Origin of the sequence: Enterobacter cloacae complex sp. P13B (assembly GCF_014895915.1) — a bacterium.
Taxonomy (GTDB): domain Bacteria; phylum Pseudomonadota; class Gammaproteobacteria; order Enterobacterales; family Enterobacteriaceae; genus Enterobacter; species Enterobacter bugandensis.
The window spans coordinates 82,070-99,026 of record NZ_JADBQN010000022.1 but is presented as its reverse complement, the minus strand read 5'-3'; the positions used below and the strand labels follow the sequence as shown (position 1 = coordinate 99,026).

Below are 16,957 nucleotides of genomic sequence, written 5' to 3'. Positions count from 1 at the left end.
CAAAAATGATGGGGTGACTGGGTTTTTATGAACGAACAATATTCCGCGTTGCGTAGTAATGTCAGCATGCTCGGCAAAGTGCTTGGAGATACCATCAAAGACGCGCTGGGGGAGAACATCCTCGACCGCGTTGAAACCATCCGCAAGCTGTCCAAATCTTCCCGTGCCGGTAACGAGGCCAGTCGTCAGGAGCTGCTCACCACCTTGCAGAACCTCTCTAACGATGAGCTGCTGCCCGTTGCCCGCGCCTTCAGCCAGTTCCTGAACCTGGCAAACACCGCTGAGCAATACCACAGCATTTCGCCAAACGGCGAAGCGGCCAGCAACCCGGAAGTCATTGCCCGCACCCTTCGTAAACTGAAAGACCAGCCAGACCTCAACGAAGCCACCATCAAAAAAGCGGTGGAGTCCCTTTCGCTGGAGCTGGTGCTGACCGCACACCCAACCGAAATCACCCGTCGTACGCTGATCCACAAGATGGTGGAAGTAAACAGCTGCCTGAAGCAGCTGGATAACAAAGACATTGCCGACTACGAGCGCAACCAGCTGATGCGCCGTCTGCGCCAGCTGATTGCCCAGTCCTGGCATACCGATGAAATTCGTAAGCATCGCCCAAGCCCGGTCGACGAAGCCAAATGGGGCTTTGCGGTGGTGGAAAACAGCCTGTGGGAAGGGGTACCAAACTACCTGCGCGAGCTGAACGAACAGCTGGAAGAAAACCTGGGCTATCGTCTGCCGGTAGACTTTGTGCCGGTGCGCTTCACCTCCTGGATGGGCGGCGACCGCGACGGCAACCCGAACGTGACCGCGGAAATCACCCGTCACGTCCTGCTGCTGAGCCGCTGGAAAGCGACCGACCTGTTCCTGAAAGATATTCAGGTGCTGATCTCCGAGCTGTCGATGGTTGAAGCGACGCCGGAACTGCGCGCGCTGGCCGGTGAAGAAGGTGCCAGCGAGCCGTACCGTTTCCTGATGAAAAAGCTGCGCGGTCAGCTGATGGCCACCCAGGCGTGGCTGGAAGCGCGCCTTAAAGGCCAGCGCCTGCCGAAGCCGGAAGGTCTGCTGAGCCAGAACGAACAGCTCTGGGAGCCGCTGTACGCCTGCTATAAATCACTCCAGGCCTGTGGCATGGGCATCATCGCCAACGGCGAACTGCTTGATACCCTGCGCCGCGTGAAGTGTTTCGGCGTACCGCTGGTGCGTATCGACGTGCGTCAGGAAAGTACCCGTCATACCGAAGCGCTGGGCGAGCTGACCCGCTATCTCGGCATCGGCGACTATGAAAGCTGGTCAGAAGCCGACAAGCAGGCGTTCCTGATCCGCGAATTGAACTCCAAGCGCCCTCTGCTGCCGCGCAACTGGGAGCCAAGCAACGACACCCGCGAGGTGCTCAACACCTGTAAAGCGATCGTCGATGCGCCGAAAGGATCGGTGGCCGCCTACGTGATCTCCATGGCGAAAACCCCGTCCGACGTGCTGGGCGTTCATCTTCTGCTGAAAGAAGCGGGCATCGACTACGCCCTGCCAGTCGCCCCGCTGTTTGAGACCCTCGACGACCTGAACAACGCCAACGACGTCATGACCCAGCTGCTTAACATCGACTGGTATCGCGGCTTTATTCAGGGCAAGCAGATGGTAATGATTGGCTATTCCGACTCCGCGAAAGATGCGGGCGTGATGGCGGCGTCCTGGGCGCAGTATCAGGCTCAGGATGCGCTGATCAAAACCTGCGAGAAAGCCGGTATCGAGCTTACCCTGTTCCACGGTCGCGGCGGCTCCATTGGCCGCGGTGGCGCGCCTGCTCACGCGGCGCTGCTCTCTCAACCGCCGGGAAGCCTGAAAGGCGGCCTGCGCGTGACCGAGCAGGGCGAGATGATCCGCTTCAAGTATGGCCTGCCGGAAGTGACCATCAGCAGCCTGTCGCTCTATACCAGCGCGATCCTGGAAGCGAACCTGCTGCCACCGCCGGAGCCAAAAGAATCCTGGTGCCGCATCATGGACGAGCTGTCAGACATCTCCTGCGATCTGTACCGCGGCTACGTGCGTGAAAACAAAGATTTTGTCCCTTACTTCCGCTCGGCCACGCCTGAACAGGAGCTGGGTAAACTGCCGCTGGGCTCGCGTCCTGCAAAGCGTCGCCCGACCGGTGGCGTTGAATCCCTGCGCGCCATTCCATGGATCTTCGCCTGGACGCAGAACCGCCTGATGCTGCCCGCCTGGCTGGGTGCCGGTGCCGCGCTGCAAAAAGTGGTGGAAGACGGTAAACAGAACGAACTGGAAACCATGTGCCGCGACTGGCCCTTCTTCTCTACCCGTCTTGGCATGCTGGAGATGGTCTTCTCGAAGGCCGACCTGTGGCTGGCGGAATACTACGACCAGCGGCTGGTGAAACCAGAGCTGTGGGCGTTGGGTAAAGAACTGCGCGAACTGCTGGAAGGCGACATCAAAGTGGTGCTGGACATCGCCAACGACTCGCACCTGATGGCGGACCTGCCGTGGATTGCCGAGTCTATCCAGCTGCGTAACATCTACACCGACCCGCTGAACGTTTTACAGGCTGAACTGCTGCACCGTTCCCGCCTGGCGGAAGAGGAAGGTAAAGAGCCGGATCCTCGCGTTGAACAGGCGCTGATGGTGACGATTGCGGGCGTTGCGGCGGGTATGCGTAACACTGGGTAATGCTTTATGCCGGGCAGGCGTTTTTAGCGCCGCCCGGCACGTTTCGGTAGTCTTCTCATGTATTCCGATATCACCCGAATTTTGGCTGACCTGGTGAACCGTACGTTACCGCTGGGCCAGATTCATTTCTCAGCGCTGGCTGAACAGCATCCCCGAACATCTCCCTGCCTCGTCATTAGCCTTGCTCCCCCCTGTGAGGCGATATTTTCATCCTTTGGACACATCACGCTTCCACCGCCTAACGCCCTGAGCATACATTTCGGTAAGCAGCAGCTGACTCTCGATTTACAGCGTGACAACGCGCTTTTGCAGCAGCTGCAGGTTCCCCGGCGTGGCCCGCGAACGGGTGCTTTTCTTCTGCAAGCGCTCACCGAATTGCAGATGCAGCCAGACGAGCAAGACACAGCCATGCTGGTGGTATTAAGCTTGCTCAGCCACTGCCGGGATCTGCTTGGCAGTGACATCCACACCGCTAACCGTAGCCGGGCGCTATTCGAAGCCATTCGTAGCTATATCGAAGAAAATTACGCCTCTTCGTTAACGCGCGAATCCGTGGCACAGGCGTTCTACATCTCGCCGAACTACCTTTCCCATCTCTTTCAGAAGATCGGCCATGTGGGGTTCAACGAGTATCTGACGCAAACGCGGCTGGAACATGCGCGCCAGCTGCTGAAAGGCTACGATCTCAAAATTAAAGATATTGCCGCACGCTGCGGATTTCCTGACAGCAACTACTTTTGTCGCCTCTTTCGCAAGCACACCGAGCGTTCCCCTTCCGAATATCGTCGCCAGTATCACAGCCACCTTATCGCCAAAAAATAGCATTGTGATCGCTATCGCACTTCGCTAAGGACATTACATTTGTCCAGTATTTGGCAAAATTGACCTGTATCCGCCGCACTCAGCCGGGCCTTATCCTTTATTCAACCTTTCTGACTTAAGGAAAAATAATGGAACTGTATCTGGATACCGCGAACGTGGCGGAAGTGGAACGCCTTGCCCGCGTCTTCCCCATCGCGGGCGTCACCACCAACCCAAGCATCATTGCCGCCAGCCGTGAATCCATCTGGGACGTGCTGCCGCGGCTGCAAAAAGCCGTCGGGCCGGAGGGTACGCTGTTTGCTCAAACCATGAGCCGCGACGCCGAAGGCATGGTGGCGGAGGCCAAACGCCTGAGTAACGCCATCCCGGGTATTGTGGTGAAAATTCCGGTCACCGCGCAGGGGCTTATCGCCATTAAAGGGCTGAAAAGAGAGGGTATTACCACGCTGGGCACCGCCGTTTACAGCGCCGCTCAGGGTTTACTGGCCGCGCTGGCAGGCGCGAAATACGTTGCGCCGTACGTCAACCGCGTCGACGCACAGGGCGGCGACGGTATTGGCATGGTACAGGAACTGCAGTCCCTGCTGGAACTGCATGCGTCGGAAAGCATGGTGCTGGCTGCCAGCTTTAAAACACCGCGTCAGGCGCTGGACTGCCTGCTGGCCGGATGCGAGGCAATCACGCTCCCCTTAGACGTAGCGCAACAAATGCTCGGTACCCCAGCGGTAGAGTCGGCCATAGAAAAGTTCGAGCAGGACTGGAAAAACGCGTTTGGTAACCTCAATCTCTAAGGGAGAACTGTTATGGACCGTATCATTCAATCGCCGGGGAAATATATCCAGGGCGCGGATGTGCTGACCCGTCTCGGCGACTATCTGAAACCCCTGGCAAACCGCTGGCTGATCGTCGGTGATAAGTTTGTGCTGGGTTTTGCCGAAGACACCCTGCGCCAGAGTTTTAAAAAAGCCGAACTGCATGCCGAAATCGCGCCGTTTGGCGGCGAATGTTCGCAAAATGAAATCGATCGCCTGAAAAAGTTGGCCGACAGCGCCGACTGCCTGGCAGTACTGGGGATTGGTGGCGGTAAAACGCTTGATACCGCGAAAGCGCTGGCTCACTTTATGGACGTGCCGGTCGCCATTGCGCCGACTATCGCTTCCACCGACGCGCCGTGCAGTGCCCTTTCCGTTATTTACACCGACAGCGGCGAGTTCGATCGCTACCTGATGCTGCCGCACAACCCGAACATGGTCATTGTGGATACGAAAGTGGTAGCAGGTGCGCCTGCACGTCTGCTGGCCGCCGGGATTGGCGACGCGCTGGCGACCTGGTTTGAAGCACGCGCCTGCTCGCGCAGCGGCGCGACCACCATGGCCGGGGGTAAATGCACACAGGCGGCATTAGCGCTCGCCGAGCTGTGCTACAACACGTTGGTTGAAGAGGGTGAAAAAGCGATGCTGGCGGCGGAACAGCATGTGGTAACGCCTGCGCTGGAACGCATTATCGAAGCTAACACCTATCTCAGCGGCGTCGGCTTTGAAAGTGGCGGGCTTGCGGCTGCACACGCTATTCATAACGGCATGACGGCGGTGCCGGACGCGCATCACTTCTATCATGGGGAAAAAGTGGCGTTTGGTACGCTGACGCAGCTGGTGCTGGAAAACGCGCCGGTAGAAGAAATTGAGACCGTCGCGGCGCTTTGCCACAGCGTAGGGCTGCCGATCACCCTGGCACAGCTGAACATCAAAGAGGATATTCCGGCCAAAATGCGTCTGATTGCCGAAGCCTCTTGTGCGGAAGGAGAAACGATCCACAACATGCCGGGGGGCGTCACGCCGGATCAGGTGTATGCGGCGCTGCTGGTGGCAGACCAGTATGGGCAGCGATTCCTGCAGGAGTGGGAGTAATAAAAAAGCCGGGTGGCGCTGCGCTTACCCGGCCTACATGGCACTTTAATTTGTAGGCCGGGTAAGGCGTAGCCGCCACCCGGCACAATGGCTACTTCACGTCAAACCGATCCAAATCCATCACCTTCGCCCATGCGGCAACGAAGTCACGGACAAACTTCTCGTGTGCGTCGCTGCTGGCATAAACTTCGGCCAGCGCGCGCAGGACGGCGTTAGAACCGAAGACCAGGTCGGCGCGGGTAGCGGTGTATTTCACTTCACCGCTGGCGCGATCGCTACCGGCAAACAGCTCGTTTGAATCGTCGGTCGCTTTCCACTGCGTGTTCATGTCCAGCAGATTCACGAAGAAATCATTGCTCAGCACGCCTTCGCGGTTGGTGAACACGCCGTTCTTACTGCCATCAAAGTTCGTGCCCAGCACGCGCAGGCCGCCGATCAGCACCGTCAGCTCAGGTGCGGTCAGGGTCAGTTGCTGGGCCTTATCAATCAGCAATGATTCCGTCGTGGACACATCCACCTGCGCACGGTAGTTGCGGAAGCCGTCGGCAATCGGTTCGAGCAGGTTAAACATCTCGATATCCGTCTGATCCTGACGTGCATCCACACGGCCCGGCGTGAACGGCACGTTGACGTAAACGCCCGCGGCTTTCGCCGCCTGCTCAACGCCCACAACGCCCGCCAGCACGATGATATCCGCCAGCGAGGCTTTATTGGTGGTGCGCTGAATAGCTTCCAGAGCCGGTAACGCACGTACCGCCGCGGCGTTCACATCCCAGTCGCGCTGAGGCGCCAGCGCCAGACGCGCGCCGTTGGCGCCGCCGCGCTTGTCGCCACCGCGGAAGGTCGATGCAGACGCCCATGCCACTGAAACCAGCTCGCTCACGGAGAGGCCAGAGGCCGCGATTTCCGCTTTCAGGCTTTCAATGTCTTCCTGCGTCGGATGGAACACCGGCTGAGGCAGCGGATCCTGCCAAATCAGATCTTCTTTCGGCACTTCCGGGCCGATGTACCGCGCTTTTGGCCCCATATCACGGTGGGTCAGTTTGAACCACGCGCGCGCGAAGGCTTCGTTAAAGGCCTGCGGATCGTTCAGGAAGCGACGGGAAATTTTCTCGAATTCCGGGTCAAAGCGCAGCGTCAGGTCGGTGACCAGCATGGTTGGCTTGCGTTTTTTCGACGGGTCGAACGGGTCAGGCATAATCTCTGGCGCATCCACGGCTTCAAACTGAATCGCGCCTGCCGGGCTGCGGGTCTGCACCCATTCGTACTTGAACAGGTTCTCAAAGAAGTAGTTACTCCACTGGGTCGGAGTTTGCGACCAGATGACTTCCAGCCCGGAGGTGATGGCGTCAGCGCCAATACCGGTGCCGTGCGTGCTGGCCCAGCCTAAGCCCTGCGCTTCAATCGGCGAGGCTTCCGGATCGGTACCTACGTGCGTGGCTTCACCCGCGCCGTGGGTTTTACCGAGCGTATGGCCGCCGGCAATCAGCGCGACGGTCTCTTCGTCGTTCATACCCATGTTGCCAAAGGTGGCGCGGATTGCCGCAGCCGCAGACAGCGGTTCACCGCTGGCGTTTGGCCCTTCCGGGTTCACGTAAATCAGCCCCATTTCGGTGGCCGCCAGCGGGCGCTTCGCCAGTGCTTCCGGGTCACGGTGGGTCAGCCAGGCTTTTTCATCACCCCAGTTCACGTCCAGATCCGGTTCCCAGACGTCTTCACGACCGGCGCCAAAACCAAAGGTGCGGAAGCCGGAGTTCTCCAGCGCCACGTTACCCGCGAGAATAAACAGGTCGGCCCAGGAGATTTTTTGTCCGTATTTTTGCTTGATTGGCCACAGCAGGCGGCGCGCTTTATCCAGGCTGACGTTATCAGGCCAGGAGTTCAGCGGCGCAAAGCGCTGTTGGCCGCGTCCGGCGCCGCCGCGTCCGTCAACGGAGCGGTAAGTACCTGCCCCGTGCCAGGCCATGCGAATAAACAGACCCGCGTAGCTGCCCCAGTCGGCAGGCCACCACGGCTGTGAATCGGTTAACAGGGCTTTGAGATCGCCCTTGAGGGCGGAATAGTCGAGCTTGCTGAATTCTTTGCGGTAGTCGAAGTCTTCACCCAGAGGGTTCGAACGGTTGGAATGTTGGTTTAGAAGATCGATGCGGAGTTGTTTAGGCCACCACTCTTTGCTGCCGGTACCTGCGCCCGCGCTGTGATCGACGCCGCCCTGATGGAACGGACATTTGCCGGCGGATGCCGCGTTATTGGTCTCGTCTGACGTGCTCATCGCTATGCTCCCTTTACAGTGATACCGTTACGATATACACCACTAGCAATAAGATATAGTTGAATTAATCCACAGATTCGATAGTTAATACCTTTTAACTTTTTATCTGATTAAAAAGCCCTCATAAAGTGAGGGCTTTTTGCTGATTACGCTGGACGAACGCCCAGCGTATGACAAATGGCGTAGCTCATCTCCGCGCGGTTAAGCGTGTAGAAGTGGAAGTCTTTCACCCCTTCGCGGCTTAAGATCTTAACCATGTCCATCGCGATATTGGCCCCCACCAGCTTGCGGGTTTCCGCGTCATCGTCCAGCCCTTCGTACATTTTGGACATCCACAGCGGAATGCGAACGTTGGTCATATCGGCGAACTTCTTCGCCTGTTTGAAGTTAGAGACTGGCAGAATGCCCGGGATAATTTCGACGTCGATACCTGCCGAGACGCAGCGGTCGCGGAAGCGCAGATAGCTTTCCACGTCAAAGAAGAACTGGGTGATGGCGCGGTTGGCACCGGCCTCCACCTTACGCTTCAGGTTAAGCAAATCCGCCTGGGCGCTTTTCGCTTCCGGGTGGACTTCAGGGTAGGCGGCCACGGAAATATCAAAATCAGCAACGTCTTTCAGCAGCGCGACCAGATCGGTAGCGTACATGTCCGGCTTGCCGCTTCCCGGCGGCAGATCGCCACGCAGGGCAACGATATGGCGAATCCCGTTGTTCCAGTAGTCCTGGGCAATGGCGCGCAGCTCATCGCGGGTGGCGTCAATACAGGTCAGATGCGGCGCTGCTTCCAGACCAGTACGATCTTTGATGCCTTTAATAATGCTGTGCGTGCGGTCACGCTCGCCGGAGTTGGCGCCGTAGGTCACGGAGACAAACTTCGGCTTCAGGCTGCTCAGGCGATCGATAGAGCTCCACAAGGTTTGCTCCATTTCACTGGTGCGCGGCGGGAAAAATTCAAAAGAGACGTTAATCTGGCCGTTTACTTCGGCCAGGCTCTGATTCAGTGCTTCCCGCTGGTTGGCGTGAAAAAAGCTCATACCTTACCTCTATCTTTCGCGTGTCATTGTCTGTTGTGTTGTGAACTTCTATACGTTTAGACGTCCAGATGTAAAAATGACGGAAAAGCGGCGTGACGTCAACAGAAATAATCACAATAACGGTGAGGTTTGCTCAGGGAAAATGAGGGAAATTCATGATGGGGGTGAGCGCGGTCTGATGCCCTCACCCTAACCCTCTCCCACAGGGAGAGGGAAATTCACTTTTTACAGCAGCTTAGCCAGACGGTTAATATCGGACTGGATAGCCCCAGCGGTGACGTCGCGCCCCGCGCCCGGGCCGCGGATCACCAGCGGGTTATCGCGGTACCAGCGGCTTTCAATGGCGAAGACGTTATCGCACGGCAGCAGGGCCGCCAGCGGATGGTCAGGACGCACCGCCTCGACACCCACACGCGCCTTACCGTTCGCCTCGAAACGCGCCACGTAGCGCAGCACCAGCCCCATCTCGTTTGCCGCTTCCAGACGCTGCACCATCTGGTCATTCAGCTCGTCGCCGTTTTCGAAGAAGTGGTCAACAGAACCTTCTTCGCAGCCCGCAGGCACCAGCGACTCGACGCGGACGGAATCCGGTTCGATGTCATAACCGGCTTCACGCGCCAGGATCACCAGCTTGCGCATCACGTCTTTACCGGAGAGGTCAACGCGCGGATCGGGCTCGGTTAAGCCCTGCTGCCACGCCTGATCCACCAGGTCGGTGAACGGTACGGTGCCGTCAAACTGCAGGAACAGCCAGGAGAGCGTGCCGGAGAAGATCCCGCTTAGCGCCAGAATGCTGTCGCCGCTTTCAATCAGGTCACGCACGGTATGGTTAACCGGCAGGCCCGCGCCAACGGTGGCATTATAGAGCCAGTGGCGGCCCGTTTTTTCGAACGCGTCATGGATCTGACGGTATTTATCGGTGCTGCTCGCCCCCGCCAGCTTGTTGGCGCTGATGACGTGGAAACCGTGGCTGGCGAAATCCAGATACTGATCGGCAAGCTGTTCGCTGGCGGTGACGTCCAGCACCACCAGATCGTCATACGGGTGCGCGCGCATCCACAGGAACAGCGACTCTTCATCCTGCTCAACCGCTTCATCGTTAAAGAAGGCAAGCGCCCGGCTGGCGTCCAGCCCTTCGTAGTTCAGCAAGCTGCGGCGGCTATCCACCACGCCGGCAAGAATAAATTCAAACCCGGTACGCGCCGAAAGCGTGACCTGTTCGCGGGCGAACAGCTCCAGCCAGCGGGAACCGATGTTACCCTTACCAAACAGCACCAGGCCGATGCGTTTTTCCGCGCGGAACAGCGAGGTGTGCAGACCCTGAATCAGGCTTTCGGTTGGGCCTTTACGCAGCACGGCGACCAGGCTGATGCCCTCTTCCGACTGCCAGGTGAACTCCACCGGCTGGCCCTTCAGCTGCTGCCAGAAACGGTGGCAGTGCAGCGGGTTACGGGTGACGCCCGCGCCGACCATCGCCACCAGCGCCAGCCCCTGACGCAGGCGAAGCTCGCCCGGCAGGCCCGCTTCGTCGAGAATTTTCAGCGCGCTGTCCGCCACTTCGGCGGTATAGCAGAACTGCAGCAGCTGACGATCGTTATGCACGCCAACGGCCAGCGGACGCACCTGGGCGCGTTTCAGGATCGTGTCGATATCTTTATGCGCCAGCCTGAAGTCCTGACCCGCAGGCACCTGGAACTCGATCAGGCAGATGTCGTCGTGGCTGGTGACGATGCGCGCGCCCGTGCCGGACGCCAGCACGCGCTCAATGCGGGTAGACCCCTGATCCGGCGTATAGCTACAGCGCAGCTGCAGGTCAATATCGCTGCCGGAAACCGGCTGCAGCGTACGGGCGTGCAGAACCGGTGCCGCCAGACGCGCCAGCTCGCTCGCTTCGTCGAGACGCAGCAGCGGAAGCAGGCAGGCATCTTTCACTTTACGCGGGTCCGCGCTGTAGACACCGGCCACGTCGCTCCAGATGGTAACGCGGGACACGCCCGCCAGGGCACCGATCTGCGTTGCCGAGTAGTCCGAGCCGTTACGGCCCAGCAGCACGGTTTCACCGGCGTTGCTGCGGCTGATAAAGCCGGTGACGACAATACGTTTGCCCGGATGCTGCACCAGCAGCTGTTGCAGCAGCGGATAGGACAACCCTTCGTCCACCTGCGGCTGCGCGGCGCGTTCCGCACGCAGGAAATCACGCGCGTCGAGCCAGGCCGCGTCTACGCCCAGGTGTTGCAGTACGGCGGCCATCAGGCGCGCGGACCACACTTCACCGTGGCCCACCACTTCGGCATACACCGCGTCGGTAATCCCGCTGTCCAGCAGGGCAGCCAGACGCTCAAGGTCATGCGTGAAGGCGCTGATCAGCCCGTCCGCCACGTCCGCAGGCAGCAGGCCGGCAATCAGCTCGCTCTGGTAACGACGTAAGGACTGTTGCACCTGATGCGCAGAAAGGCGATCGGTCTGGCTCAGTTTCAGCCAGCTAATCAACTGGTTGGTGGTGCTGCCCGCCGCCGAGACAACCATCATGTCACCCGGCTGTGAATATTCGGTCATGATCCCTGCGACGCGCAGATAACATTTCACATCAGCAAGACTACTACCACCAAACTTGTGCAGCTGACGACCCTTCGCCCCTGCCTGCGCTATCACACTCATGATTACCCCTTGGCTGCGACCCGGAAGCCATTTTCCAGATCGGCAATTAAATCTTCAGAATCTTCAATACCGGTCGAGATACGCAGCAGCGTCTCGGAAATCCCGGCGGCGGCACGTGCTTCCGGTGCCATACCTGCGTGTGTCATGGTCGCGGCGTGGGAGATCAAGCTTTCAACCCCACCTAAGGATTCCGCCAGCGTAAACAATGACAGCCCGCTCAGGAAGCGACGCAGCGTTTGCTCGTCACCGTCCAGTTCAAAACTTAACATCGCGCCAAACCCCTTCTGCTGGCGCGCGGCAATCTCATGCCCCTGGTTTTCCGGCAGCGACGGGTGATAAAGCTTCTTCACCAGCGGCTGGGTTTTCAGGAAATCGACAATCGCCTGGGCATTACGCTGCGCCACGTCCATGCGCGGCGACAGCGTGCGGATGCCGCGCAACAGCAGGTAGCTGTCGAACGCGCCCGCGGTGACGCCGATGTTATTAGCCCACCATGCCAGTTCCGTGACAACGTCGGGATCTTTTGCAATCACCACGCCCGCCACCACGTCAGAATGGCCGTTCAGATATTTAGTGCATGAATGCAATACCAGATCCGCACCCAGTGCTAACGGGTTCTGAAGGGCCGGGCTGAGGAAGGTATTATCCACTACACTTATCGCTCCCGCATCCCTTGCGAGCTGACAAATTTTCGCAATGTCGACAACGCGCAACAATGGGTTGCTTGGACTTTCCACCAGAACCAGCTTCGGCTTCTCTGCCAGCGCCTGTTTCAGCGCCTGTTCGTCGTTTTGATCGACAAACAGCACGCGGTAGCAGCCGCGCTTTGCCAGGCTGTCAAACAGACGATAGCTGCCGCCGTAACAGTCGTGCGGCGCAACCAGCAGATCGCCAGGCTTCAGGAACACCGTGGTCACCAGGTGAATGGCAGACATACCGGTATTGGTTAATACCGCACCCGCGCCGCCTTCCAGTTCCGCCAGCGCGCGCTGGGTTACATCACGCGTAGGGTTGCCGCGACGCGAGTAGTCATGCGCGCGCGGTTCATTAAATCCGGTGAAATTGTAGGTGCTGGAAAGATGAATGGGCGGGACAACGCAGCCGTACTGCTCGTCATCATTTAATCCGCTACGCACTGCGATCGTGGCCTGTTTACGCGTCATGGTGAGGGCTTCCTGGCGAATGAGGTGAAAAGTCAGCCACCAGAGTAAACATTGAAAGTATGGACGTCAATACATCTGGACATCTAAACTTCTTTGCGTATAGATTGAGCAATGCGCAAATAGCCGTTAAAATTATATGCTTTAGTGCACGCTGCAGCGGCAATATCCGTGCCACGGTATCGTCTCTACGGTAAACTACGCAAGATTACGGTTCAAAACGGGCAGTGACCGGTTTGCACCTTTAGATTAATGACTGAGAGGATTAAAGGTATCTCATGGCTGAATGGAGCGGCGAATATATCAGCCCATACGCTGAGCACGGTAAGAAGAGTGAGCAAGTAAAGAAAATTACGGTTTCCATTCCTCTGAAGGTGTTGAAGATCCTCACCGATGAACGTACGCGTCGTCAGGTGAACAACCTGCGTCACGCGACCAACAGCGAACTGCTGTGCGAAGCGTTCCTGCATGCGTTTACCGGCCAACCGTTGCCGAACGATGACGATCTGCGCAAAGAGCGTAGCGACGAAATCCCGGAAGAGGCGAAGGTGATCATGCGTGAACTGGGTATTGACCCGGAGACGTGGGAATACTGAGAAGCGGATACAAAAAAGGCACCTTGCGGTGCCTTTTTTTCGGGAAACTTATTTAGCGCCCGGGATGCTGAAACGCTTGTTGAAGCGGTCAACACGGCCACCGGTTGCAACATCACGCTGCTTACCAGTGTAGAACGGGTGGCATTTGCCGCACACGTCCAGGTTCAGATCGTGACCCACGGTAGAGCGGATCTGGATAGAGTTACCGCAAGAGCAGTTTGCAGTAATCATTTCGTATTTCGGGTGAATATCTTTTTTCATGGGAGAACCTCAGTTAAGGCCGCGTCGCTCTTCCAGCCCTAACGCCAGACACCACGCGATGTTGAATGTAAGTTCTTTGGCGTAAAGTACACCAAAGGCGGCGAATCATACAGAATTTAACCAACGTATGCAAACTGATCCGCACGCCGCTTTTACTAATGTGTATACTAACGCGCCACTTTTCAAGTCAGGAAGATTCGATGCTCGTCGCTCACGTTGCCCTGCCCGTTCCGCTTCCCCGCACCTTTGACTACCTGCTGCCCGACAGCATGAGCGCCAAAGCGGGCTGTCGCGTGACCGTGCCGTTTGGCAAACAGCAGCGCGTGGGGATCGTCGTCTCCGTCAGCGATACAAGCGAATTGCCCCTCAATGAACTGAAATCGGTGGTTGAGGTGCTGGACAGCGAGCCTGTTTACTCCACCAGCACCTGGCGACTGCTGCTGTGGGCGGCAGATTATTATCATCACCCGATTGGCGACGTCCTGTTCCACGCCCTGCCGATCCTGCTGCGCCAGGGCAAGAGCGCCAGCCACGCCCCGATGTGGTACTGGTTTGCCACCGAACAGGGGCAGGCCGTGGACATCAACAGCCTGAAGCGTTCGCAGAAACAGCAGCAGGCGCTGGCGGCGCTGCGTCAGGGAAAAATCTGGCGGCACCAGGTCGACGAGCTTGAGGTCAGCGAAACGGCGCTACAGGCATTAAGAAAGAAAGGGTTGAGCGAGCTGGCCAGCGAAGCGCCCGCCCTTCACGACTGGCGCGACGGCTTCTCCGTCTCGGGCGATCGCCTGCGTCTGAATACCGAGCAGGCTACCGCGGTAGGCGCCATTCATAGCGCCTCGGACCACTTTTCCGCCTGGCTGCTGGCGGGCGTGACGGGCTCCGGCAAGACCGAAGTCTATCTGAGCGTGCTGGAAAACGTGCTCGCGCAGGGCAAACAGGCGCTGGTGATGGTGCCGGAAATCGGCCTGACGCCGCAAACCATCGCCCGCTTCCGCGAGCGCTTTAACGCGCCCGTTGAGGTGCTGCACTCCGGGCTGAACGACAGCGAGCGCCTCAGCGCCTGGCTGAAAGCGAAAAACGGCGAAGCGGCGATTGTGATCGGCACCCGCTCGTCGCTGTTTACGCCGTTTAAAAACCTCGGCGTTATCGTCATCGACGAAGAGCACGACAGCTCCTATAAACAGCAGGAAGGCTGGCGCTATCACGCCCGCGATCTGGCGGTCTACCGTGCGCACAGCGAGCAAATCCCTATTATTCTCGGATCCGCCACGCCTGCGCTCGAAACGCTGCACAACGTGCGCCAGCGTAAATATCACATGCTGCGCCTGACGCGCCGCGCGGGGAATGCCCGCCCGGCCATTCAGCACGTGCTGGATCTCAAAGGCCAGCAGGTGCAGGCCGGCTTAGCGCCCGCCTTGATTTCCCGCATGCGCCAGCATTTGCAGGCGGGGAACCAGGTCATTCTGTTCCTCAACCGTCGCGGATTTGCCCCCGCCCTGCTGTGCCACGACTGCGGCTGGATTGCCGAGTGCCCGCGCTGCGACCACTACTACACCTTCCATCAGGCCCAGCGACACTTGCGCTGCCACCACTGCGACAGCCAGCGTCCCGTGCCTCGCCAGTGCCCGTCATGTGGTTCCACGCATATCGTGCCGGTGGGGCTGGGAACGGAACAGCTGGAACAGGCGCTTGGCCCTTTCTTCCCGGACGTGCCTATTTCCCGAATCGACCGGGACACCACCAGCCGCAAGGGGGCGCTGGAGCAGCAGCTGGCGGAAGTGCATCGCGGCGGCGCGCGCATCCTGATTGGCACCCAGATGCTGGCCAAAGGGCACCACTTCCCGGACGTGACGCTGGTCGCCCTGCTCGACGTCGACGGCGCGCTGTTCTCGGCAGATTTCCGCTCCGCCGAGCGCTTCGCCCAGCTTTATACTCAGGTGGCAGGGCGTGCCGGTCGCGCGGGTAAACAGGGCGAGGTAATACTGCAAACGCATCACCCTGAGCACCCGCTGCTACAGACTCTGCTGCACAAAGGCTATGACGCCTTTGCCGAGCAGGCGCTGGCCGAACGCCAGACCATGCAGCTGCCGCCGTGGACCAGCCACGTCATCATCCGCGCGGAGGATCATAACAACCAGCAGGCGCCGCTTTTCCTGCAACAGCTGAGGAATCTCCTGCAGGCCAGCCCGCTGGTGGATAACCAGCTGTGGATCCTGGGCCCGGCGCCGGCGCTGGCGCCAAAACGCGGTGGACGTTTCCGCTGGCAGATTTTACTTCAGCACCCCTCGCGTATTCGCCTGCAGCACATCGTCAGCGGCACGCTGGCGCTCATCAATACCCTGCCGGAAGCGCGTAAAGTGAAGTGGGTACTGGACGTCGATCCCATCGAAGGCTGAAGACGGATCGAAAAATTTAACGCGCCTCACACTTTTTATGAAAATTCTGTAACCGATTCCATTAACTATCTGTAAAAATGGTGATGTCCGCAGTTCGGTGTTCAGGCGAGGAGAAGACGTTGAAGTCCAGGAAAGAGGTTGCCACGGCGACCATGAAAGACGTTGCCGAGAAAGCACAAGTCTCAACGGCAACCGTGTCCCGCGCATTAATGAACCCGGATAAAGTCTCCCAGGCGACCCGTAACAAGGTTGAACAGGCGGCGCTAGAAGTGGGGTATTTCCCGCAGGCGATGGGGCGGAACGTCAAGCGCAATGAATCTCGGACCATCCTGGTAATAGTGCCGGATATCTGCGATCCCTTCTTCAGCGAAATCATTCGCGGTATCGAAGTGACGGCGGCGGAGCAGGGCTATCTGGTGCTGATTGGCGACTGCGCTCACCAGAACCAGCAGGAAAAAACCTTTATCGATCTCATTATCACCAAGCAGATTGACGGCATGCTGCTGCTTGGCTCGCGCCTGCCGTTTGATGCCAGCATCGAAGAACAGCGCAATTTACCGCCAATGGTAATGGCCAACGAATTTGCGCCTGAGCTTGAGCTGCCGACGGTCCACATTGATAACCTCACCGCCGCGTTCAACGCCGTAAACTATCTCCAGGAGCTGGGACATAAGCGGATTGGCTGCATTGCCGGGCCGGAAGAGATGCCGCTGTGCCACTACCGCCTGCAGGGCTATGTTCAGGCGCTGCGCCGTACCGGTGCAATTGTCGATCCGCACTATATTGCGCGCGGTGATTTTACCTTTGAAGCGGGCGGACAGGCGCTGGAGAAACTGCTGGCGCTGCCGGAACCGCCAACGGCGGTGTTCTGCCACAGCGACGTGATGGCGCTGGGTGCGCTTTCACACGCCAAGCGCCGTGGCTTACGCGTGCCGAAAGATTTGTCGATTATCGGATTCGATAACATTTCACTTTCAGAGTTTTGCGATCCACCGCTCTCCACCGTTTCACAACCGCGCTATCAGATTGGCCGCGAAGCGATGCTGCTTCTGCTGGATCAGCTGCAGGGTCAAACGGTTAGCAGCGGCTCGCGTTTGCTGGACTGCGAGCTGATTATTCGCGGCTCTACCCAGGCATTGACTTAAAGTAAACGCCTTTCGGACACCCTTATC

Annotated in this window: 12 protein-coding genes; 7 read left to right on the top strand and 5 right to left on the bottom strand. The window is 58.5% G+C overall.

All coding sequences use genetic code 11. The annotated features are described in order from the left end of the window. Positions 1-27: 27 nt before the first annotated feature. The 4 genes from ppc to IM273_RS11335 all read left to right on the top strand — a co-directional run bounded on the left by ppc (position 28) and on the right by IM273_RS11335 (position 5,408). Positions 28-2,679: a phosphoenolpyruvate carboxylase gene (gene ppc, locus IM273_RS11350; RefSeq protein WP_041911805.1), complete on the top strand. Its 2,652-nt coding sequence runs from the start codon at positions 28-30 to the stop codon at positions 2,677-2,679. Between the two features lie 57 nt (positions 2,680-2,736). Then, positions 2,737-3,501: an AraC family transcriptional regulator gene (locus IM273_RS11345; RefSeq protein WP_193051005.1), complete on the top strand. Its 765-nt coding sequence runs from the start codon at positions 2,737-2,739 to the stop codon at positions 3,499-3,501. Between the two features lie 128 nt (positions 3,502-3,629). Then, positions 3,630-4,292, top strand: coding sequence for a fructose-6-phosphate aldolase (gene fsa / locus IM273_RS11340; protein WP_193051006.1), 663 nt, complete (start codon positions 3,630-3,632; stop codon positions 4,290-4,292). 12 nt (positions 4,293-4,304) lie between these two features. Next, positions 4,305-5,408: a glycerol dehydrogenase gene (locus IM273_RS11335; protein WP_048959186.1), complete on the top strand. Its 1,104-nt coding sequence runs from the start codon at positions 4,305-4,307 to the stop codon at positions 5,406-5,408. Between the two features lie 91 nt (positions 5,409-5,499). Here the strand turns inward: IM273_RS11335 and katG are convergent, their stop codons facing one another. From katG to metB, 4 genes are all read right to left on the bottom strand, one after another. Further along, complete coding sequence (katG, locus tag IM273_RS11330) at positions 5,500-7,680, bottom strand: catalase/peroxidase HPI (RefSeq protein WP_028014834.1); 2,181 nt, start codon at positions 7,678-7,680, stop codon at positions 5,500-5,502. A 146-nt stretch (positions 7,681-7,826) separates the two neighbouring features. Beyond that, positions 7,827-8,714 carry a methylenetetrahydrofolate reductase gene (metF, locus tag IM273_RS11325; protein ID WP_041911801.1) on the bottom strand — a complete coding sequence of 296 codons (888 nt, stop codon included), beginning with the start codon at positions 8,712-8,714 and terminating at the stop codon, positions 7,827-7,829. 225 nt (positions 8,715-8,939) lie between these two features. Then, entirely contained in the window at positions 8,940-11,372 is a 2,433-nt protein-coding gene (locus IM273_RS11320; protein WP_041911800.1) for a bifunctional aspartate kinase/homoserine dehydrogenase II, read from the bottom strand. Between the two features lie 2 nt (positions 11,373-11,374). Further along, the gene (metB, locus tag IM273_RS11315; RefSeq protein ID WP_021242813.1) at positions 11,375-12,535 is read right to left on the bottom strand and encodes a cystathionine gamma-synthase; all 1,161 of its coding nucleotides are present in this window, start codon (positions 12,533-12,535) and stop codon (positions 11,375-11,377) included. Between the two features lie 275 nt (positions 12,536-12,810). Between metB and metJ the strand changes: the two genes are divergently transcribed. Further along, positions 12,811-13,128 (top strand): met regulon transcriptional regulator MetJ, encoded by a 318-nt coding sequence (gene metJ / locus IM273_RS11310; protein WP_003862042.1) that lies wholly within the window; start codon positions 12,811-12,813, stop codon positions 13,126-13,128. Between the two features lie 48 nt (positions 13,129-13,176). Here the strand turns inward: metJ and rpmE are convergent, their stop codons facing one another. Further along, positions 13,177-13,389, bottom strand: a complete 213-nt coding sequence (gene rpmE / locus IM273_RS11305; RefSeq protein WP_003862040.1) for a 50S ribosomal protein L31 — start codon at positions 13,387-13,389, stop codon at positions 13,177-13,179. A gap of 200 nt (positions 13,390-13,589) precedes the next feature. On the opposite strand from rpmE, the gene priA reads away from it, so the two are divergent. Together priA and cytR are read left to right on the top strand one after the other, a co-directional pair. Beyond that, positions 13,590-15,785 carry a primosomal protein N' gene (gene priA, locus IM273_RS11300; RefSeq protein WP_193051007.1) on the top strand — a complete coding sequence of 732 codons (2,196 nt, stop codon included), beginning with the start codon at positions 13,590-13,592 and terminating at the stop codon, positions 15,783-15,785. 119 nt (positions 15,786-15,904) lie between these two features. Next, positions 15,905-16,930: a DNA-binding transcriptional regulator CytR gene (gene cytR, locus IM273_RS11295; protein WP_041911797.1), complete on the top strand. Its 1,026-nt coding sequence runs from the start codon at positions 15,905-15,907 to the stop codon at positions 16,928-16,930. Positions 16,931-16,957: the final 27 nt, after the last annotated feature.